Below are 20,017 nucleotides of genomic sequence, written 5' to 3' on the forward strand. Positions count from 1 at the left end.
ATGGCAACCATCCTGCAAAAGATCGAAGCCTATAAGCGCCGCGAGATCGAGGCGGCGAAGGCCGCCGTCCCACTGCCCGCCTTGATCAGGCACGCCGAACAGGCCGCGCCGGTTCGCGGTTTCAAGCGCGCGCTCGAAGCCAAGCTTGCCGCCGGCGAGACGAGCCTGATCGCCGAGATCAAGAAGGCGAGCCCCTCCAAGGGCCTGATCCGCGCTGATTTCGATCCGCCCGCCCTCGCCCGCGCCTACGAGGCCGGAGGCGCTGCCTGCCTTTCGGTGCTGACGGACGAGCCTTCCTTCCAGGGCAAGCCGGAATTCCTCACCGCGGCGCGCGCTGCCGTTTCGTTGCCGGCGCTACGCAAGGACTTCCTCTACGATCCCTATCAGGTGGTCGAAGCCCGCGCCTGGGGCGCCGACTGCATCCTGGTGATCATGGCGAGCGTCACCGACGAGGAAGCACGCGCCCTCATCGCTGCCGCAAAGGACTGGTCGCTCGATGTGCTCTGCGAGATCCACAATCTCGAAGAACTGGAGCGCGCCCTGCCGCTCGATGTCAGCATGATCGGCATCAACAATCGCGACCTCAACGATTTCGTCACCCGGCTGGAGACGACGGAAACCCTGGCGCCGCTGGTGCCGAGCGACCGCCTGCTGGTGGGCGAGAGCGGCATCTTCACGCCTGATGACGTGGCGCGGCTGCGTGAAGTGGGCGTGAACACCTTCCTCGTCGGCGAGAGCCTGATGCGCCAGGCCGACGTCACCGCCGCCACGCGCGCCTTGCTGGCGCTGGGCGCGGCGGCATGAGCTCAGGCCTCACCCACCTCGATGCGTCGGGCGCGGCCAATATGGTCGACGTCTCACAGAAGGATGTGACGAGCCGGGTCGCCGTCGCCGAGGGCCGGGTCGTGATGCAAGCTTCCACGCTTGGCCTCGTGCTCTCTGGCGATGCCCGGAAGGGGGACGTACTTGCCACCGCCCGCATCGCCGGCATCATGGCGGCAAAGAGGACGCATGAGCTGATCCCCCTTTGCCATCCCCTGCTGCTCAGCAAGATCGCCGTCGAGATCGAGCCCGATGCGAACCTGCCCGGCCTCACGGTGCGGGCCACTGCCAAGGTCTCCGGCCAGACCGGGGTGGAGATGGAGGCGCTCACCGCGGTCTCCGTCGCCTGCCTCACCGTCTACGACATGGTAAAGGCCGTCGACCGCGGCATGCGCATCGAGGCCATTCGCCTGATTGAGAAGTCCGGAGGCAAATCCGGCGATTGGCACGCGGAGGACGCCCGATGAGCCTGCTACCGGTTGCCGACGCCCTGGTCAAGGTCGTCGCCAATGTCAAGACGCTGCCGACCGTTGAAGTACCTATTCAGGTGGCAAGAGGCCGGACCCTCGCCTCGACCATCACAGCGCTGCGTACCCAGCCCGGCTTCCATGCCTCGGCGATGGATGGCTATGCGGTGCGAGCCGAGGACGCCTCCGATGGCGCCACGCTGGACCTGATTGGCGAATCGGCGGCCGGCCACGGCTATGCGGGCCGAGTCGGCGAAAAGCAGGCGGTACGTATCTTCACGGGCGCGCCGGTTCCTGATGGTGCCGACGCAGTGGTAATCCAGGAAAATACCAGGCGGGACGGCAGCCGCGTCATCATCGCGAGCGGCGTCCGGCCGGGCGCCAATATCCGCAGCCGCGGGCTCGACTTCGCCGAGGGCACTGAGGCCCTGACCCCAGGCAGCGTGATCGGCCCGCGCGATATCGCCCTTGCCGCCGCTATGAACCACCCGCGCCTGCCGGTTCGGCGCAAGCCCAAAGTCGCCATCCTCGCCACCGGCGATGAGCTGGTGCTGCCGGGCGAAGCAGTCGGCCAGGACCAGATCGTTGCCTCCAACACCTTCGCCATCGCTGCCCTGGTGGAGGCCGAGGGCGGCGATGTGCTCGACCTCGGCATCGCCAGCGACGACTTTCCGGCCCTGGAAGCGGCGATCAAGCGCGCCCGCAATGAAAAGGCCGACATCCTCGTCACCATCGGTGGCGCTTCCGTAGGTGATCACGACCTCATCCAGACGGCTCTCACCCGCGAAGGCATGACGTTGGGTTTCTGGAAGATCGCCATGCGCCCCGGCAAACCATTGCTGCACGGACGGCTCGGCGGAATGCATATTCTCGGCCTGCCGGGCAATCCGGTCTCCTCGGTGGTGTGCAGCGTGCTCTTCCTGGTGCCCCTCCTGCGCACCCTGCTCGGCCGCGCCGAGACCAATCTTGCCCGCAGGAAAGCCGTGTTCGCCGCCTCTTGGCCGGCCAACGACCTGCGCGAGGATTATATCCGCGCCCGCTTCGTACTTGACGATGCTTCCGGCATCATCAAGGTAGCACCACTGGCGCCACAGGATTCGTCGCTGGTCAGCGTGCTGCAGCATGCGGACTGCCTCGTCATCCGCCCGCCCTTCGCTCCGGAAGCAAAGCCAGGCGATGTGTGCGAGATAATTGACTTGCGCGCTGCCGGTTATTGATCGTGCTTTAACGGGAACTTCATTCTTGCAGAACACAGTGTGAACATGTAGCAATGTTCTTGCTTTGTTTGCCAAATCATCGTGATTCGCAGGCTGCCATAACGGGATCGCCCATGCTGACCAAGAAACAACACGAATTGCTTCGGTTCATTCATGAGCGGTTGAAGGAACAGGGCGTGCCGCCCTCCTTCGACGAGATGAAGGAGGCGCTGGATTTGCGCTCCAAGTCTGGCATTCACCGGCTGATCATGGCGCTGGAAGAGCGCGGCTTCATCCGCCGCCTGCCCAACCGGGCGCGGGCGCTGGAAGTAGTCCGTCTGCCGGAATCGGCTGTGCCGGGCCTCTCGCTCGCGAGCTCGCAGCGCGGCTTCCGACCCAATGTCATCGAGGGCAACCTCGGCAAGGTACGCACCGTCCGCCCGGAGGCGGATGACGATGCCGCCCGCCCGGTCCTCATCCCGGTGATGGGCCGCATCGCGGCGGGTACACCGGTCTCGGCCATCCAGACCAAGAGCCACACCATCAGCGTGACGCCGGAAATGCTGTCCTCGGGCGAACATTTCGCCTTGGAAGTGCGCGGCGACTCGATGATCGAGGCCGGCATCTTCGACAATGACACGGTGCTGATCCGCCGCCAGGACTATGCCGACACCGGCGACATCGTGGTGGCCCTGATCGACGACGAGGAAGCTACGCTCAAACGCCTGCGCAAGCGCGGTGCCTCCATCGCACTGGAGGCCGCCAACCCGGCCTATGAAACCCGCATCTTCGGCCCGGACCGGGTGCGCATTCAGGGCAAGCTGGTCGGCCTGTTCCGCCGCTATTGACGGGAGCACGAACCTCCGGTCCGTTCTCCTGGCAATCAATCCACGGCGATCATCACATCCGAGGCCTTGATCACCGCATAGGCGGCCTGACCGGGCTTAAGCTTAAGGTCGTCGACCGCCTCGTTGGTGATCGAGGCGGTGACGATGGTGCCGTTGACATCGAGCTGGACATGCGAGGTTGTCTGGCCTTTCGTGACGCTCTTGATGATGCCCTTGATCTGGTTGCGCGCGCTGAGCTTCATGAGATGTCCTCCCGATTTGAGTGATGTTCAATCATCCCCATCCGGTGCAGCGGTGTCCACAGCCGAATCAGCATCGGGCGTCTGCGTCGATGCCGCCGGCGCAGGCACGGAGACCTTCGCCGCCCAGGCCGGCATCGGTGCCCAGGGCCGCGAAGACCCCAGATCACGGGCCGTAACCACTCGCCAACGTGTTTCGCCGCCCCTCTCGGTGGGACGGTCAGCGTAGAGTGCGACGGAGCCGGCGGCGAAGATAAGGTCGCGGTTGAGCACGATCCCCCTGCCCGCGCAGCTCGTGCCGAGAGCGACAGGGCCGGCCAGCACGCTGACATGCCCGCAATCTTCCTGCGCCGCGTTGAGAGTGTGGTCGAGCATGAAGATATCGCCACCCTCGATCGGCGCGGAGCAGCCTTCCTTGTCACACAGGCGTTGCTCGGCGAGGCTGGGATCGTCGGGTTTGCGTCGGTCGCCCATCGCCAGCAGCCATTGCTGCACGGCGAAATTGTCTGAGCGGTTGGCGAGCGAGGTGAGGGAATCGCCCTTGCGGACCAGGGCGGCATGGCCGTTGGCGCCGAAGATCGCGACCGGAGTCGGCGTAGTCGCGGCCGCGGCGATGCCGCCGAACAGGGGAACGAGCGTAAAGACCGCAAGCCGGCCGCGCATCAGGGTGAGCAGCACGAGAGTGAGTGAGAACAGGCATAGCGCAACGGACGAGAATTGCGGCAGGACGAGATCCGAGCCCGGCCATGTCGCGACATAGCGGGCCACCTGCATGAACAACCCGACCGACCAGCCCATGAGATGCCAGAAGAACGCCCCGTAGCCGAAAGGCTCGGCCAGCACGGCCAGCAACGCCAGCGGCATCATCAGGAAGGAGACGATCGGCGTGGCAACCAGGTTGGAGGCGAGCGACTGCATGGTCAGGCGGTGAAAGTGATAGGCGGAGAAGGGAGCGGTCGCGAGCGAAGCCACGAGCGTCGTCAGCATCATCGCCAGCAGGATGCCCAAGCCCGAAGCGATGCCGCGTTCCCAGAAGGTCGCGTATTTGGTCCGCTTGCGCTTGCCCCAGGCGTCATGCGCCGCCACCAGCATGGCGACGGCCGCGAAGGACATCTGGAAGCTCGGGCCGAGCAACTGCTCCGGCGTGGTGAGCAGCACGAAGCTGGCGGCGAGGGCCACATTGCGCCGCGTGATGGCGCTGCGCCCGAGCGCCACTGCCAGCAGCACGATGGCGGTCATCACGAAGGAGCGCACAGTCGCAACCTCTGCCCCCGAGAACAGTGTATAGGCCGCGGCAGGCGCCAGGGAGAGCATCGCGGCGATTTCCTTGGCGCCACGATAGAGCACGACGCGCCGGGAGAGCGCCAGCAGGGCGCGGATCAGGGCGAAGAGACCACCGGCGAACAGCGCCATGTGGAGGCCGGAAATCGAGACGACATGATAGAGGCCGGAGGCGCGCAAGGCGTCGTTGGCCTCGTTCGGGATTTCGCCGCGCTTTCCCGTGACCTGCGAGGCCGCGATCGCTCCGTTCTCGCCAGGAACCGCCTCGACGATACGCGCCGTCAGCCGGTTGCGCTGGGTGTCGATCCAGATATTGAAGGCTTCCGCATAGCCCGGCTCGATAGGTGCTGCCGCCGGCGCGATCTTGCCGGCGACGAAGCCCACAGCGCCAATCCCGTCGAAGAAGGCATCTCGGGCGAAATCGTAACCCCCCGGCAGGGCCGGCGGCGGAGGAGGACGCATCACGGCCTTGACGGTGATGCTATCGCCGGCCTTGAGATCTCCCGCCCGGCGCAGCGTGAGACGGATCTGGCCCGGCGTGGCCTCGGCGGAAAGCCCTTCGATGGCAACGGGCCGCATGACGACACGGGCACTGTCGCCAAGCCGGGATTCCACCGAGAGCACCAGCCCCGTGACATTGCCGGAAAGCGACCGGGCGAGTTGCGGCGTGGCCACACTCATGGTGCGCAGTTTGGCGGAGCAGAAGCCGACACCGATCGCGGCAAGGCAGACAAGCGCGACATGCGGCCACCAGCGTCCGCGTAGCGAATAGGCGGCGGCGGTGACGACACAGGTGGCGATCAGGGGCGCTGTCAGACTCGGCTCATCCGGCGCCGCGAAATAGGCGATCACGCCGAGACCGAGGAATATGGGAACAACCAGGGCCAGCTCGAAGGCCGCCACTTCCGCGGCTACCCCCTTGGCAAGCCAGGCCAGCACGTTGCCGAAGACCTGTCCGACCCCTTCGGCGCCCGGGAGGACGAGACTTCCCTCGCCTCCCCTGCCACCGAGGACACCAACTCGTACACGTGCCCGATCATTCCCAGACAAAGGCGCCCCGCCGCTACCGCCCGATGAAACCCTGTGCTAAACGCCCTAGCCTATTTATATCAACGTCGCTCGCCAAGGGGGTTACCCTAAAGTGAGCGCCTTGCCCGTCCGTCGTCTTTGGAATTTTCAATGTCTTCGCCCGTCGTCACTCGCTTCGCCCCCTCGCCCACCGGTTTCCTCCATATCGGCGGCGGCCGTACGGCCCTGTTCAACTGGCTCTATGCCAGGGCCAAGGGCGGCAAGATGTTGCTGCGCATCGAGGACACCGACCGCGAACGCTCGACCGATGCGGCCATCGCAGCCATCCTCGACGGCCTGTCCTGGCTCGGCCTCGATTGGGACGGCGAGCCGATTTTCCAGTTCGCGCGGGCCTCCCGCCATCGCGAGGTGGCCGAGGCCATGCTCGCCAAGGGCAAGGCCTATTATTGCTACTGCACGCCGCAGGAACTGGACGACATGCGCGAGAAGGCCCGCAAAGAGGGTCGCGCGCCACGCTATAATGGCTATTGGCGCGACCGCGATCCGGCGACCGCGCCCAAGGACGTCAAGCCAGTCATCCGCCTGCGCGCACCCACCGAGGGCACGACCGTCATCGACGACGACGTGCAGGGCACGGTCACGTGGTCCAACACGGACCTCGACGACCTCGTTCTGCTCCGCTCGGACGGTACGCCGACCTATATGCTCGCAGTGGTGGTCGACGATCACGACATGGGTGTCACCCACATCATCCGTGGCGACGACCACCTCACCAATGCGGCGCGTCAGAAACAGATCTACGAGGCCATGGGCTGGGAAGTACCGCGCATGGCCCATATCCCGCTGATCCACGGTCCGGATGGCGCCAAGCTTTCCAAGCGCCACGGCGCCTTGGGCGTCGACGCCTATCGGGCCATGGGTTACCTGCCGGCGGCCATGCGCAACTATCTCGTGCGCCTGTCCTGGAGCCATGGCGACCAGGAAGTCTTTTCGACCGAAGAGATGATCAAATATTTTGATACCAACGCCATCGGCAAATCGGCAGCGCGCTTCGACTTCAAGAAACTAGAGAACCTCAACGGCCTCTATATGCGCAGTTCCAGCGACGAAGAGCTGATGGCGGCCATCGACCAGCTGCTGCCGCATATTCCGGAAGGACCGGCTCTGGCCGCGGCGCTGGCGGCCGGCAATGGCTCCAAGCGCATACAGCTACTGGCGGCCATGTCCGGCCTCAAGGAGCGCGCCAAAACGCTGATCGAGCTGCTGGATGGGGCGAACTTCCTGTTCGTCTCCCGGCCGCTGCCGCTGGACGACAAGGCGAAGGCGGTGCTCAGCGACGAGGCTCGCGCCACGATCGCCGCACTCGTGCCGCGCCTCGAGACGGTAACTGCGTGGGGCGCCGTGGCGACGGAAGCCGTGGTGCGTGCAATGGCCGAAGAGACGGGCGCCAAGCTCGGCACCCTCGCCCAGCCGCTGCGCGCAGCGCTCACCGGCCGTACGACCTCCCCACCGGTTTTCGACGTGCTGGCCGTGCTCGGCCGCGAGGAAAGCCTGGTGCGGCTTAAGGACCAGGCGGCCTGAACTCCGCCCAAGCTTTGGCACTCACCCATCATGTGAGCTCGTGCTACAAGAATGGCGCCATTTCGGCGCCATTTTCACGTCGCATGCGAAACCGTCTTTCGGTGCAATCGTGTAATCGTCACGCCCCGCATGCTCGGCAAAGCGAACCGTCGGTTTGGTCTCCTGTCATTCTTGCGGCATTGCAGCAAATGGTCTACCCAACGTGAACGGATCCACGGATACGCTTGCCCTTGCAGGGCCGGACCCGGAAACGGGCCCCGGGCGTGACGCTCAGATTTTCCGTGCAAGGAGGATTTCATGACCGGTAATACGGCGACTCTGACTATTGACGACAAGACGATCGAGTTGCCGACCAAGGGCGGCTCCGTCGGTCCGACGGTCGTCGACATTGCATCACTTTATAAACACACGGGTATGTTTACTTACGATCCGGGCTTCACCTCGACGGCGAGCTGCGAGTCCCAGATCACCTATATTGATGGCGACGAGGGCGTTCTGCTCTACCGCGGCTATCCGATCGAACAGCTAGCCGAACATGGCGACTTCCTCGAGACCTGCTATCTCTTGCTCTACGGCGAATTGCCGACCATGGCCCAGAAGGCCGATTTCGACTATCGCGTCACGCGCCACACCATGGTGCACGAGCAGATGGCCCGCTTCTTCCAGGGCTTCCGCCGCGACGCCCATCCGATGGCCGTCATGGTCGCCTCCGTCGGCGCTCTCTCGGCCTTCTATCACGACTCGACCGATATCGCCGACCCGCACCAGCGCATGATCTCCTCGATGCGCCTGATCGCCAAGATGCCGACGCTAGCGGCGATGGCCTACAAATATACGATTGGCCAACCCTTCGTATATCCGCAGAACAATCTCGACTACCCCTCCAACTTCCTGCGCATGTGCTTCTCCGTGCCTTGCGAGGAATACAAGCCCAACCCCATCCTGGCCCGCGCGCTCGACCGCATCTTCATCCTGCACGCCGACCACGAGCAGAACGCTTCGACTTCGACGGTGCGCCTCGCTGGCTCCTCGGGCGCCAACCCCTTCGCCTGCATCGCCGCGGGCATCGCGTGCCTGTGGGGCCCTGCCCATGGCGGTGCGAACGAAGCGGCTCTCAAGATGCTCAGCGAGATCGGCTCGGTCGATCGCATCCCGCAATATATCGCCAAGGCCAAGGACAAGAACGATCCTTTCCGCCTGATGGGCTTCGGCCATCGGGTCTACAAAAACTACGATCCGCGTGCCAAGATCATGCAGCGCACCACGCATGAGGTGCTTAACGAACTCGGCCACAAGGACGACCCGCTCCTGGAAGTGGCGCTCGAGCTCGAGCGCATCGCCCTGCACGACGACTATTTCATCGAGAAGAAGCTCTATCCCAATATCGATTTCTATTCGGGCATTACGCTCAAGGCGATGGGCTTCCCGACGTCGATGTTCACCGTGCTGTTCGCTCTCGCCCGTACTGTCGGCTGGATCGCACAGTGGAAGGAAATGATCGAGGATCCGTCCCAGAAGATCGGTCGGCCGCGCCAGCTCTACACCGGCGCTACCCGCCGCGATTACATCTCCCCGGCCCAGCGTCGCGGATAAGCCAAGAGGGCCGGTCCAACGACCGGCCCGTTTCTTTTCGCAGACCGGCCACCGTTACCGCTGCCGCATCGTCTCCAGAACGATGCGCGCCGCACGCTGGGAAGGCGTCTCACCCACGACCTGCATGCGCCGGTCAATCTCGTCGAAAGCCTGCATCTGTCCAGCACGCTCCGGTGTCTTGCCCAGAAGCGGCGTAAAGATGGCTGTCAGATTGTCGGGAGTGACTTCTTCCTGGAACAACTCGGGCACCGCCCGGCGGTCGACGATCAGGTTCGGCAACAAGAAGAACGGCGCCTTGACCAGACGACGGGCGATAAAGGCTTCCCACGCCGGGAAGCGATAGGCGCCGATCATCGGAATCTGCGACAGAGCGAGCTCGAGCGTCACCGTGCCGGAGGCAGCGAGTGCGCCGCGGGCACGCCGGAAGGCGGCAAATTTCTCCGCTTCGTCCGAAACCACCTGCGGCTTCTGTGGCCAGGAGGCCGTCGCCTCCTTCAGACGGGCGGCATGGCGCGCTACGGTCGGCAGGATCGTGTCGAATGCGCCGATCGCAGCCTCCAGGCGCTGGAGCGTCGCCCCGAAGATGTCGGTCAGCCGCGCCACCTCGCCCGAGCGGCTGCCAGGCAACACGAGAACCAGCGGCTTCTCGCCATCGCGCACAGCCTGCTCGGCGGCATTCGGGCGCAACTCCGCAAGGCGCTCTATCAGGGGATGGCCGACATAGCTGCACGGCGGGCCATCCAGGCGCTGGTAGGCCGCCGGCTCGAAGGGGAGCAATGCGAGGACATGGTCGACATAGGCCTTCATCTTCTTCGCCCGCCCTGGCCGCCAGGCCCAGACGCTGGGCGAGACATAGTTGACGATCGGCAGGTTCGGCAGGCGCTTGCGTACGCGCTTGGCGACGGCGTGCGTGAAATCCGGACTGTCGATGATCACAAGCACGTCAGGTGGCTCGGCCACGACATGGTCTATCGCCGTCCACGCGCGGGCGCGGATCGCCGGATAGCGCTTGATGACATCGCCAAGGCCCATGACGGCGATATCGTCGAGCGGAAACAGGCTCTCCATGCCCTCACGGATCATGGCCGGGCCTGCCACCCCCGTGAAACGGATGGGGCCCTGCACTGCGGCTCTCAAGGCCTGGATCAGCTTGAAGCCAAGCTGGTCACCGGAATGCTCGCCTATGACCAGGGCGACATGGAGGGCGCGTTCGGTCATGGCGCCACGCCGATGATATAGAGGCCGGCGGCGTCGGCGGCCTTGATGGTCGTCGCTCGCTCCACGACAAGCACACTGCCCGCCTCGATGGCGATACCACCAAGCCCGGCCTCGCGGGCCAGGCGCACCGTGCGCGGGCCGATGGCCGGCAGGTCGACACGGAAGTCCTGCCCCGGCTTGGCGGCCTTCACCAGCACGCCCCCCGACTGCTCGGCCACAGCCGGGCGGCCATGACGCAAGAGGCGGCCGATCAGGCCCTTGCGCCGCAATCCGGTCACGCGACGGATCATGTTATCGGTGCCTTCGGCTGCCTCCACTGCGAGCACCCGTCGCTGGACCACCACGACACCCTGGCCGATATCGCTCGCCCCCATGGCAGCCAAGGCCTTCTGCCCGGAGGTAATGTCCTGCCAGTCCGCCTCGTCAGGCCCATGCCGGCCGAGCAAGCCAGCCTGTGCCATCAACCCGGGGGCCACATCGCGCACGCCGAGCACGGGAAAGCCATTATCCTCAAGAAAAGCAATGATGCCGCGCAGGAGGTTGTCGTCCCCACCCTGCACCACCTTGCGGATCTCGTCGCGGTTGCGCACCGCTTCGTAACCTGCCATGACCAGCCCGATTCCGGGTCGGTGCACGGTGCCGGCCATGATCACCGCCCGCGCCTTCAGGCCGCCGAGAGCGGCCAGCACGCCATTGGGATCGAGCATGCCGACCGGCTGTTGCCTGAAGGCCGAGAAATCGGCATTGGCGACGCCTTTGATCGGCAGGATCGCCACTTCCTCCTGGCGTCCTGCCACTTCCGCAGCGATCTCCGCCGGCAATTGACCGGCCCCGGCGATGATCGCCAAAGGGCCTTCGCCGGTGCGGGCGCCTGCGCTCACGCCTCGGCGTCCGCCAGATCGCGCGGCGTCACGAGGGCGCGCTCACCGCCGGTGCGCACGAAGTCCACGATCTGCATCACCGCCGGCTGATCGGCGAACTCCTCCGCCACTTTCTCGACGCGCTCCTTGAGTGAGCCCTCCGACGTGAACAGCGCACGATAGGCACGGCGCAGAGCGTGGATCTGCTCGCGTTCGAAGCCGCGGCGCTTGAGGCCCACGATGTTGAGGCCGGCAAGGCTGGCGCGGTTGCCAAGCGCCATGCCGAACGGGATCACATCGTTCTCGACACCGGCCAGTCCTCCAATGAAGGCGTGAGCTCCGATGCGTGAGAACTGATGCACGGCCGCGCCGCCACCGACGATCACATGATCGCCCACCTGGACGTGACCGGCCAGCATGACATTGTTGGAGAAGATGACATTGTTGCCGATCTTGCAGTCATGCGCGACGTGGCTCTGGGCGAGGAACCAGCAGCGGCTCCCGGTCTGGGTCAGCAGGCCCCCGCCGGCGGTGCCGGGATGCATAGTCACGCCTTCGCGGATGACGCAATCTTCACCAACGACGAGCTTGGACACCTCACCGCGATACTTCATGTCCTGCGGCGGATGGCCCAGGGCGGCAAAGGAATAGATCTGCGTACGGGCGCCCACCGTGGTGTGACCTGTGACGACCACATGCGAGTGCAGGATCACGCCTTCGCCGAGGACGACGTTTTCACCTACGAGGCAGAAAGGCCCGACCGATACGCCTGCGCCAAGGCTGGCGCCGGCCGCAACGAGCGCCGTCGGGTGGATAACGGGAACTGACGTCGGCGTCATTCCATCACCACCATGGCCGAAACCGTCGCTTCGGCGACGATGACGCCGTCAACCTTCGCCTCGCCCTTGTACCACCACATGTTTCGGCGATTCTTGATCTTGGTCATGTGCAGACGCACCTGATCGCCGGGGGTAACGGGCTTGCGGAACCGGCATTCGTCGATCGTCATGAAGTAAACGACCTTCGGGCGGGAATTGCCCATGGTATTGAGCACGCAGATCGCTCCCGCGGTCTGCGCCATCGCCTCGATGACCAAGACGCCCGGCATCACCGGCTGCCCGGGGAAATGGCCGGTGAAATGGGGCTCGTTGACGGTGACGTTCTTGATGCCGATCGCGGAATTGTCGTGGTCGATTTCGATGATGCGATCGACCAGCAGAAACGGATAGCGATGCGGCAGCAGGGTGAGCAGCTTACCGATATCCACGGACTCCAGTGTCGTAGGCGTTGTTTCAGTCATAACAGTCTCGTTTCTGGGCCGGCCCCGTCCCAGGCAGGGCCGTTTCGTTGAGTATCGCTGCCTTCTCCGGCTGCTGGTTGCGGCTCAGCCTTCCTTCTTGGTATCGGATCGCACCCGCGTCTCCTTGACCAGGCGCTTGAGCAGGGCCAATTCTCGGGCGAAGTCGACCAGCGGCTGTGCCGGAGTGCCTGCCATGCGGGCGCCCGGCGGCACATCATCCTTCACATTGGCGGCGCCGGCGATCTGGGCTCCCATGCCGATGCGGATATGGCCCACCGTGGCTGAGGCTCCGCCCATGACCACGAAATCCTCCAGAACCGTCGATCCGGAAATGCCAACCTTGGCCACCAGCACGCAATGCCGGCCCACCATGACATTGTGGCCGATCTGGACCTGGTTATCGATCTTGGTGCCCTCGCCGACGATGGTGTCGCGATTGGCGCCACGGTCAATCGTAGTTCCCGCGCCGATCTCGACATCGTCCTGGATCACGACCCGGCCGACTTGCGGCACCTTGAGATGCCCGCGCGGCCCCATCGAGAAGCCGAAGCCATCCTGGCCGAGGCAGGCCCCGGAATGGATGATGACACGGTTGCCGATGAGGGAATGCTGGATCACGGCATTGGCGCTGATCGAGCAGTCACGGCCGATGCGAACGTCGGGCCCGACCACCGCATTGGCGCCGATAATGGTGCCGGCGCCGATCTCCGCCCGCGGCCCAATGACCGCGCCGGGATCGACCGTGACGCCGATCTCGAGCCGGGCCTCGGGATGAACGACGGCACCGGGAGATACGCCCTTGGCCCCAAAAAAGGACTGGGGTCGGGCCGCCTCCGGGAACATGGCGATGCCGATCTGCGCGAAAGCCCTGTAGGGTTCGCGCGCCACCATGAGTGGAGCGCTCCTTGGAGCCCGGTCAAGGAATTTCGGCGAGATCAGGATCAACGCCGCCTTGGACGTCGCCAGCATCGGCAGGTAGTGCGGATTCTCCAGGAAGCTGAGGTCGCCCTCCCCAGCCTGGTCGAGCGGTGCGACGCGTTCGACGGTGATGTCAGGCGACAGGCCCTCGATGGGTTCCGCGCCGGTGAGACGGGTGATGTCCGCCACGGCGAGCCGGCTGCGCGCCCGAAAGAAAACCGGATCAGTCATCATATCCACGCTGCGATCAGCCTCTTGGAAATCAGCACCGGAGGCCAGCAGGCCCGAAGCTGATATCAGTTCTTACGATTACGCCCGCCGATTTGCAAAAAAGTTACCGCAAGTGAGTGGTCGCGCCAGCCCATACACGAGTCTATCCTGCGGAGGCAAAACACTGAATATTTCAGAACTTTTCGTGTATGGCGCCTTCTAATCCATTTGGATCAGGAAACCTTCACATCCTATTGAATTGTATATCTTCTTTGCACGAACCGCTGACCGCCCTGCCTGAGTTCCTGCAATCTTCCATCATCAGTTGCGACCACAAAAAACCGGCCGGCCACATGGTGACCGGCCGGCCATGGTGGACAGGTCAGACCATCAATAGTTGACGATCGTGCCGAAATGGAAGGCCTGGGTGTCGTCATGCTTCGCTTTGGTAAGAACGAAAGCGTAGTCGAAGCGTAGCGGACCAATGGGCGAGGCCCAGAGCAAGCTGGCACCGACGGACGAGCGGATCGGATTATTCTTATAGAGGTCGAAGGGCCGAACACCACTTCTCAGCCCCCCACCGGCAAAGTCGCAGTTGCCGGTACCGGCAGGGTTGCCTGCAGGAAGCGGTCCGCACTGCTGGCTGAAATGCGTACCGCCATAGCCGAACACCGAGCCGGCGTCGGCGAAGATCGCGCCGCGCAGGCCGACTTCACGCGGCAGGCCGAAAATCGGGAACTGCAGTTCCAGCGTGCCACCATAGTAGCTGGTGCCGCCAAGCCCGTTGCCCTTGGAGCCGCCCGCCAGATCCCGGTCGCCGATGCCGCCAGGGGCGAAGCCGCGCACCAGATCCGGACCAGGGTTGAACTGGTCGACGATCGCAAGCTTTTGGCCACCGAAACCGACCATGTAGCCGCCCTGCGCGCGTGCCATGATCGTCAGGTCGTCGGTCAGCGGATAATAGTAGCGTGAATCAACCGAAGACTTCACGAACTTGGCATCGCCACCAAGACCAGCAACGTCCTGCTTGAACTGAGCGTAGATACCTTCGCTTGGCTGCTTCAGGTCATCCAGCGAATTATAAGTGAGGGTATAGCCGATCTGTGAGACGAGCCGATTCTTATTATCCAGTTCCTTGATGGCGCGCGAAGCTTCACCATTGAGGTAGTTATTGTCGTTATACTGCGAAGGGATGGTGACCTTCTCAGTATAGATCGTATAATTCACGCCGACGGTGAAGTTCTCGGTGATCGGGAACGCGGCGCGAAGCGTGCCGCCCGTGGTCTGGTCCTTGTAGAACTGGTAGTCGCTGTCATCGGTCGTCTTCGAGAAGAGATCGAAGCCGGCAGCGATGCGCTGGCCCATGAAGTAAGGCTCGGTGAAGGACAGTCCGTAGCCCTGTGTGCGCTGGCCATACTGGACCGACGCCTTCACATACTGGCCACGGCCGAGGAAGTTGCGCTCGGTGAGCGAGACTTCGCCGAGGAAACCGTCCGAAGTGGAGTAGCCACCGCCGACCGAGAACTCACCGGTCGACTGGTCGACCACTTCGACATTCACCACAACGCGGTCAGGCTCGGAGCCCGGCGTGTTGGTGATTTTCACGCTCTGGAAGTAGCCGAGGTTCCGCAGGCGGCGGGCCGCCCGGTCGATCATGGCCTGGTTGTAGGGGTCGCCTTCACCGATATCGAACTCGCGGCGGATGACATAGTCACGCGTGCGGGTGTTACCGGTGATGTTGATGCGCTCGATATAGACCTTCGCGCCTTCCTCGACCACATAGTTCACGCCGATCGTGTCACCGCTGTCATCGCGGACCGCACGAGGACGAACCTGCGCGAAGGGATGACCGGAGCCGGCAAGCTGGATGGTCATGTCCTCGACGGTCTTGTCCACGTCTTCGCCGCGATAGGTCCAGTTGTTCCAGCTATGAATGTTATGCTGAAGCTCATCCGGATTGACGTCCGAGATAGTGGACTGAACCTGCGAGGGGCCAAATTTGTAGTATTTCCCTTCATCGACCGTGATGGTGATGATGTAGCCGTCCTGCTTGTCGTTCAGCGAGGGCACCACCGAAAGCACGCGGAAGTCGGGATAGCCGTGGTTCACGTAGAACACGCGCAGACGCTCTTCGTCCGCAGCGAGGCGGTCCGGATCGTAGGTGTCGGTGGTGCGCAGCCAGCCCAGATAACCGGATTCAATCGTCACCATCTGACGCTTCAGGCGCCAGTCGGAATAATTGTTATTGCCGACGAACTTGATCTCGTCGATGCCGATCTTCACGCCTTCCGCCACCGTGAAGACAAGGTCGACGCGGTTGTTCGGCAGCGGAACTTCACGATAGCTGATCTGGACCGTCGAGCGCCCAGCCCGGTTGTAGGCTTCCTTCATGCGATCGATATCGGCATTCAGGGTGGCCTGGTTCAGCGGGCTGCCGGGCTTCGTCTCCATGATGGACGTGAGCTGATCCGACGTGACCTTCTTGTTCTTCTCGAAAACGATACGATTGACGATCGGCGCCGACCGCGACGCAACTTGCTTCCTAGGCGCAGCTTCGGCCGAGCCTACCAACGGAGAGGCTATAAAGGCACCGAAAAGCGATGGAACCGCGACAGCCGCGAGGGCAACGCCCAGCTTCAACTTGTACATTGCTGTTGCCATCGGGTCTTAATCCCACTCTTTTTACCAAACCAATGTGAGTTTCGATGCCAAGCTTAGAAGGCCCGCATTGAGCTCATTGGAAATGCTTCTACAGGGTTTCCCGACGCATGCAAACCGACCCGGGAGAGGCAGTCGTCCTTTTTTGGGAGACCGTTGCGAATCCGCCACGCCCATTCAACCGCCATAAATTTGTCGTGACAGATCATGGCCCAACACCAAAACAGTAATTGTAATTATCAACATGAGGCCGATGCCGAAGGAGAGCTCCTGCGCCCGCGCGCCGAGCGGTCGTCCGCGCACCGCTTCGATGGTGTAGAACACGAGATGGCCGCCATCGAGAACCGGGATAGGCAGTAGATTGATGAAGCCGACCGAGACAGAAAGGCTCGCCGTGAGCAGCACGAGGCCCATCAGCCCCATGGTCTCACCGATGGTCTTGGAGGCCACTGCGATTCCGACAATGCCCGCAACCTGGTTCGGATCACCTCGTCCGACGATCCAGCCATAGATAAAATCTACTGACGCACCAATGGTTTGCGCCGTAGCAAGAGTTCCCGTCCAGAGTGCCGTGAAGGGGTCGAGCCGCTCCATACCGCCCGGCCCGATGCCGATTCTGCCTTGGGTGACAGGCTTTCCATCCAGCCCCGGGGCCGTGGTTACCTTCGGCACGACGCTCACATCGAAACTCTCCGATCCCCGCTGGATCGTCAGCTTCACAGGTTTACCCGCCTCTCCCGCAATCAGGCCAGGAAGCTGGTCGAACACCGTAACCTTGGTGCCGCTGACTTCGACGATGCGGTCTCCCCTCTGCAACCCTGCCTTGGCGGCGGCGCCATCCACACTCATAGGGCCAATTACGGGATCATCATTTGGGTAACCATAAATGGAAAATGCCGCCGCGAAGACGAAGATGGCGAGGATGAAATTGGCCAATGGCCCGGCCGCGACGATGGCGATGCGCTGCCAGACCGTCTTGTGAAACAGGCTCACAGCCCGCTCCTCCGGCGTCATCAATTGATTGCGTTCCACGTCTGGCATGGAGGCGGCATTGGCGTCGCCGAAGAAGCGGACATAGCCACCGAGGGGGATGGCGGCCACTCGCCAATGTGTGCCGTGCCTGTCGTCGAAGCCGAAGAGTTCGGGGCCGAACCCGATCGAAAAGGTCACCACCTTGACGCCACACCACCGGCCAACAAGAAAGTGGCCGAGTTCGTGGAAGAAGATCAGGATGGAGATGATTATGACGAACGGCACGAAACCGAGCGCGCCCATGCCAAGACTGTCGAGAACGCCCATCATCCCATAACCCTCAAGCCTCGTCCGCGGGCGAGGCCCCTTTCCCAAGATCGGATTCGGGCCCTACCAGGCCACGAACCCCGAAGCCGGATGCACGCCGGCGCGAAGCAGTCCAATCACCAGCGCCACGAAGGCCGCGGCCAGAAAGCCGTCGAGCCTGTCCATGACACCGCCATGCCCTGGAATAAGGTGACTGGCATCTTTGGCATCAAAACGGCGCTTCAGGGCGGATTCAAGGAGATCGCCTCCCTGTGACACGGCGGCCAGCAACGCGCCCAGCAACACCAGCACAGATGAACCTGCAACCAGCCCGGCAGCAACCGCACCGAAGACAAGGCCGCCGATGAAGCCGGACCACGTCTTCTTCGGGCTGATGCTCGGCCAGAGTTTGGGTCCACCCAAGGTTCGGCCGGTAAAGTAGGCCATGATGTCGGAACCCCACACGATGGCGAACAAAACGAAGACGGCAAGCATACCATGCGGCTCGTCCAACCGCAGCAGCGTCACCGGCAGGACGATGCAGGCCGCGTAAGGCAAGGCCGCCGCCGTTAGAAGCGGCTGGGGCCAGGGCCGTGCGATAGCAACCGATCCGAGCACGATTGCTCCGCCGGCGATAATGAACAAGGCGGATATGCCATGGCCCTCGTAAGCGAAAGCCGTGGCCAGGATCAGGAAAGCGGAAGCCGCGATGACCGTGGGCCAATCCTTCGCCCCCGCCCGGATAAGGAATAGCCATTCGCACAGAACGGCAATCGCGGCGAGCAGCCAGAAAAGCGCAAAGGCAGGACCACCTAGCCAATTGGTGAGGAGTGCCAACCCCGCCATGACGAAAGCGGAAGCGATGCGGACCGTGAGGTCGGACCAATTGGTCTGGGCGCTCGGCATTTCAGAACCTGCAGGCGATCTGGGCATGGCGGGCAATTTGCCGCATCCGCATTTGTTTCCCGTGACGCCCAAACCGGAAGCACCCGCTGCCCTGCCCTTTCCTTCGCCCGTTCGCGCTCACTCCGGAATCCACGCGAGGCCTAACCTGAAGTTGCCTGGCGCGGGGGCGTTGGCTCGGACACACCGCCGAACCGACGGTCGCGAGCCTTAAACTCCGCCAGAGCCGCCTCCAAGGCGCTGCGGTCGAAGTCGGGCCAGAGCAACGGCAGGAAGACAAACTCGGCATAGGCCGACTGCCAGAGCAGGAAATTGGAGATCCTTTGCTCGCCCGAGGTACGGATCACGAGGTCGGGGTCGGGAATATCGACGGTATGCAGCTTGCCCGCCAGCAACTCCGGGGTTATCTCCTCCGGCCTCAGCGTCCCGGCAGCGACCATCTCGGCCAGGCGCCGGGCTGCGGAGGCGATTTCCTGACGGCCGCCATAGTTGAAGGCAACGATCAAAGTGAGGCCGGTATTGGCGGCGGTGAGGTTCTCGGCATCGACCAGAAGATCGGCGAGTTCGCCCTCCAGGCCGTCGCGCTCGCCGATGATGCGGACACGGACGTTGCTAGCATGGAGTTCGGCGAGGTCATTGCGCACGAAACGCTTCACCAGGCCCATGAGGTAGTCGACCTCGAGGCGAGGCCGCGACCAGTTCTCCGACGAGAAGGAGTAGAGCGTCAGATAACGAATGCCGATATCGGACGCCGCACGCACCGTGCGCCGCAGGGCTTCGACGCCGCGGCGGTGCCCCTCGAACCGCGGCATCAGGCGCCTGGATGCCCAGCGCCCGTTCCCATCCATGATGATGGCGACATGTGCCGGCAGCGTCGCCACATTCGCATCCTCGATCAGATCCCTGCCAAACATAAGTGCCTCGAAGCTTCATCCGCCCTATATTGGCACGAATTCTATCGAACGATCATCCGGGGGACAGTGGATATTTCGTGTCAAAACAGATCAAGAAATAGTCCTTGCGGACGGATTGCAAGACCTGTGTATCACACTTGCAGGATCTCTTTTTCCTTGGCGGCGAGCGTCTTGTCGATTTCGGCGATCATCGCGTCCGTCGCCTTCTGCACCTGATCGGCCAGACGCTTCTCTTCATCCTCGCCGATGGTGCCGTCCTTCTCGGTCTTCTTCAAGACGTCCAGGCCGTCGCGTCGGACATGACGAACCGCGACGCGGGCGGACTCCGCATATTTGTGCGCAACCTTCACCAGCTCCTTGCGGCGATCCTGCGTCATCTCCGGGATCCGCAGGCGGATGACCTGACCCTCGGTCTGCGGATTGAGGCCGAGATTGGAATTGATGATGGCCTTCTCGACCGCGCCGACCATGCCGCGGTCCCACACCTGCACGCTGATCAGGCGCGGCTCGGGTACGGAGACTGTGGCAACCTGGGAGAGTGACATGCTGGCGCCATAGGCCTCGACATGCACCGGCTCAAGCAGGGAAGAAGAGGCACGGCCGGTGCGCAAGCCACCCAACTCATGCTTGAGCGCGTTGAGAGCGCCGTCCATGCGGCGCTTGACGTCGGCAATATCGAATGACGCAGACATGGTCCTGCCC

General features: G+C 63.3%; 18 protein-coding genes. 6 read left to right on the forward strand and 12 right to left on the reverse strand.

Annotation, left to right across the window (positions count from 1 at the left end):
• From trpC to lexA, 4 genes are all read left to right on the forward strand, one after another.
• A complete protein-coding gene (trpC, locus tag ACMDCR_RS18800; RefSeq protein WP_413988072.1) occupies positions 1-804 on the forward strand; it encodes an indole-3-glycerol phosphate synthase TrpC in 804 nt (267 codons plus the stop codon).
• Complete coding sequence (moaC, locus tag ACMDCR_RS18805) at positions 801-1,289, forward strand: cyclic pyranopterin monophosphate synthase MoaC (protein WP_413988073.1); 489 nt, start codon at positions 801-803, stop codon at positions 1,287-1,289. The genes trpC and moaC overlap by 4 nt, the downstream gene beginning before the upstream one ends.
• Positions 1,286-2,506 (forward strand): gephyrin-like molybdotransferase Glp, encoded by a 1,221-nt coding sequence (gene glp / locus ACMDCR_RS18810; RefSeq protein ID WP_413988074.1) that lies wholly within the window; start codon positions 1,286-1,288, stop codon positions 2,504-2,506. Before moaC ends, glp begins: the two co-directional genes overlap by 4 nt.
• Positions 2,507-2,619: 113 nt before the next feature.
• Entirely contained in the window at positions 2,620-3,333 is a 714-nt protein-coding gene (lexA, locus tag ACMDCR_RS18815; protein WP_413988075.1) for a transcriptional repressor LexA, read from the forward strand.
• A gap of 35 nt (positions 3,334-3,368) precedes the next feature.
• On the opposite strand, the gene ACMDCR_RS18820 is transcribed toward lexA, so the two are convergent.
• Together ACMDCR_RS18820 and ACMDCR_RS18825 are read right to left on the reverse strand one after the other, a co-directional pair.
• Positions 3,369-3,575 (reverse strand): TOBE domain-containing protein, encoded by a 207-nt coding sequence (locus ACMDCR_RS18820; RefSeq protein WP_413988076.1) that lies wholly within the window; start codon positions 3,573-3,575, stop codon positions 3,369-3,371.
• A 27-nt stretch (positions 3,576-3,602) separates the two neighbouring features.
• Positions 3,603-5,903, reverse strand: a complete 2,301-nt coding sequence (locus tag ACMDCR_RS18825) for a ComEC/Rec2 family competence protein (RefSeq protein ID WP_413988077.1) — start codon at positions 5,901-5,903, stop codon at positions 3,603-3,605.
• Positions 5,904-6,032: 129 nt separating this feature from the next.
• Here ACMDCR_RS18825 and gltX point away from each other — a divergent pair, with 129 nt between their 5' ends.
• Positions 6,033-7,463 carry a glutamate--tRNA ligase gene (gltX, locus tag ACMDCR_RS18830; RefSeq protein ID WP_413988078.1) on the forward strand — a complete coding sequence of 477 codons (1,431 nt, stop codon included), beginning with the start codon at positions 6,033-6,035 and terminating at the stop codon, positions 7,461-7,463.
• A gap of 297 nt (positions 7,464-7,760) precedes the next feature.
• A complete protein-coding gene (gltA, locus tag ACMDCR_RS18835; protein ID WP_413988079.1) occupies positions 7,761-9,056 on the forward strand; it encodes a citrate synthase in 1,296 nt (431 codons plus the stop codon).
• A 54-nt stretch (positions 9,057-9,110) separates the two neighbouring features.
• On the opposite strand, the gene lpxB is transcribed toward gltA, so the two are convergent.
• The 10 genes from lpxB to frr all read right to left on the reverse strand — a co-directional run bounded on the left by lpxB (position 9,111) and on the right by frr (position 20,007).
• Complete coding sequence (lpxB, locus tag ACMDCR_RS18840; RefSeq protein ID WP_413988080.1) at positions 9,111-10,274, reverse strand: lipid-A-disaccharide synthase; 1,164 nt, start codon at positions 10,272-10,274, stop codon at positions 9,111-9,113.
• Positions 10,271-11,155 carry an LpxI family protein gene (locus ACMDCR_RS18845; protein WP_413988081.1) on the reverse strand — a complete coding sequence of 295 codons (885 nt, stop codon included), beginning with the start codon at positions 11,153-11,155 and terminating at the stop codon, positions 10,271-10,273. The genes lpxB and ACMDCR_RS18845 overlap by 4 nt, the downstream gene beginning before the upstream one ends.
• A complete protein-coding gene (gene lpxA / locus ACMDCR_RS18850; RefSeq protein ID WP_413988082.1) occupies positions 11,152-11,973 on the reverse strand; it encodes an acyl-ACP--UDP-N-acetylglucosamine O-acyltransferase in 822 nt (273 codons plus the stop codon). The genes ACMDCR_RS18845 and lpxA overlap by 4 nt, the downstream gene beginning before the upstream one ends.
• Positions 11,970-12,434, reverse strand: a complete 465-nt coding sequence (gene fabZ, locus ACMDCR_RS18855) for a 3-hydroxyacyl-ACP dehydratase FabZ (RefSeq protein ID WP_413988083.1) — start codon at positions 12,432-12,434, stop codon at positions 11,970-11,972. The genes lpxA and fabZ overlap by 4 nt, the downstream gene beginning before the upstream one ends.
• Positions 12,435-12,518: 84 nt before the next feature.
• The gene (lpxD, locus tag ACMDCR_RS18860) at positions 12,519-13,583 is read right to left on the reverse strand and encodes a UDP-3-O-(3-hydroxymyristoyl)glucosamine N-acyltransferase (protein WP_413993665.1); all 1,065 of its coding nucleotides are present in this window, start codon (positions 13,581-13,583) and stop codon (positions 12,519-12,521) included.
• A 369-nt stretch (positions 13,584-13,952) separates the two neighbouring features.
• On the reverse strand, positions 13,953-16,223 hold the full coding sequence (bamA, locus tag ACMDCR_RS18865) for an outer membrane protein assembly factor BamA (protein ID WP_413988084.1): 2,271 nt from the start codon (positions 16,221-16,223) through the stop codon (positions 13,953-13,955).
• Positions 16,224-16,397: 174 nt separating this feature from the next.
• Entirely contained in the window at positions 16,398-17,522 is a 1,125-nt protein-coding gene (locus ACMDCR_RS18870) for a M50 family metallopeptidase (RefSeq protein ID WP_413988085.1), read from the reverse strand.
• Between the two features lie 60 nt (positions 17,523-17,582).
• On the reverse strand, positions 17,583-18,404 hold the full coding sequence (locus tag ACMDCR_RS18875; RefSeq protein ID WP_413988086.1) for a phosphatidate cytidylyltransferase: 822 nt from the start codon (positions 18,402-18,404) through the stop codon (positions 17,583-17,585).
• Positions 18,405-18,544: 140 nt separating this feature from the next.
• Positions 18,545-19,297: an isoprenyl transferase gene (locus ACMDCR_RS18880; RefSeq protein ID WP_413993666.1), complete on the reverse strand. Its 753-nt coding sequence runs from the start codon at positions 19,295-19,297 to the stop codon at positions 18,545-18,547.
• Between the two features lie 149 nt (positions 19,298-19,446).
• The gene (frr, locus tag ACMDCR_RS18885) at positions 19,447-20,007 is read right to left on the reverse strand and encodes a ribosome recycling factor (protein ID WP_413988087.1); all 561 of its coding nucleotides are present in this window, start codon (positions 20,005-20,007) and stop codon (positions 19,447-19,449) included.
• Positions 20,008-20,017 lie beyond the last annotated feature (10 nt).

It is taken from the genome of Labrys okinawensis (assembly GCF_047345005.1).
GTDB lineage: Bacteria > Pseudomonadota > Alphaproteobacteria > Rhizobiales > Labraceae > Labrys > Labrys okinawensis.

What these genes read in the sequence shown, in the direction of transcription:
- trpC (WP_413988072.1), top strand. Translation starts at nt 1, where the DNA reads ATGGCAACCATCCTGCAAAAGATCGAAGCCTATAAGCGCCGCGAGATC.
- gltX (WP_413988078.1), top strand. Translation starts at nt 6,033, where the DNA reads ATGTCTTCGCCCGTCGTCACTCGCTTCGCCCCCTCGCCCACCGGTTTC.
- lpxD (WP_413993665.1), bottom strand. Translation starts at nt 13,583, where the DNA reads ATGACTGATCCGGTTTTCTTTCGGGCGCGCAGCCGGCTCGCCGTGGCG.
- lpxA (WP_413988082.1), bottom strand. Translation starts at nt 11,973, where the DNA reads ATGACGCCGACGTCAGTTCCCGTTATCCACCCGACGGCGCTCGTTGCG.
- frr (WP_413988087.1), bottom strand. Translation starts at nt 20,007, where the DNA reads ATGTCTGCGTCATTCGATATTGCCGACGTCAAGCGCCGCATGGACGGC.
- gltA (WP_413988079.1), top strand. Translation starts at nt 7,761, where the DNA reads ATGACCGGTAATACGGCGACTCTGACTATTGACGACAAGACGATCGAG.
- moaC (WP_413988073.1), top strand. Translation starts at nt 801, where the DNA reads ATGAGCTCAGGCCTCACCCACCTCGATGCGTCGGGCGCGGCCAATATG.
- lpxB (WP_413988080.1), bottom strand. Translation starts at nt 10,274, where the DNA reads ATGACCGAACGCGCCCTCCATGTCGCCCTGGTCATAGGCGAGCATTCC.
- bamA (WP_413988084.1), bottom strand. Translation starts at nt 16,223, where the DNA reads ATGGCAACAGCAATGTACAAGTTGAAGCTGGGCGTTGCCCTCGCGGCT.
- fabZ (WP_413988083.1), bottom strand. Translation starts at nt 12,434, where the DNA reads ATGACTGAAACAACGCCTACGACACTGGAGTCCGTGGATATCGGTAAG.
- glp (WP_413988074.1), top strand. Translation starts at nt 1,286, where the DNA reads ATGAGCCTGCTACCGGTTGCCGACGCCCTGGTCAAGGTCGTCGCCAAT.
- ACMDCR_RS18820 (WP_413988076.1), bottom strand. Translation starts at nt 3,575, where the DNA reads ATGAAGCTCAGCGCGCGCAACCAGATCAAGGGCATCATCAAGAGCGTC.
- ACMDCR_RS18875 (WP_413988086.1), bottom strand. Translation starts at nt 18,404, where the DNA reads ATGCCGAGCGCCCAGACCAATTGGTCCGACCTCACGGTCCGCATCGCT.
- ACMDCR_RS18870 (WP_413988085.1), bottom strand. Translation starts at nt 17,522, where the DNA reads ATGATGGGCGTTCTCGACAGTCTTGGCATGGGCGCGCTCGGTTTCGTG.
- lexA (WP_413988075.1), top strand. Translation starts at nt 2,620, where the DNA reads ATGCTGACCAAGAAACAACACGAATTGCTTCGGTTCATTCATGAGCGG.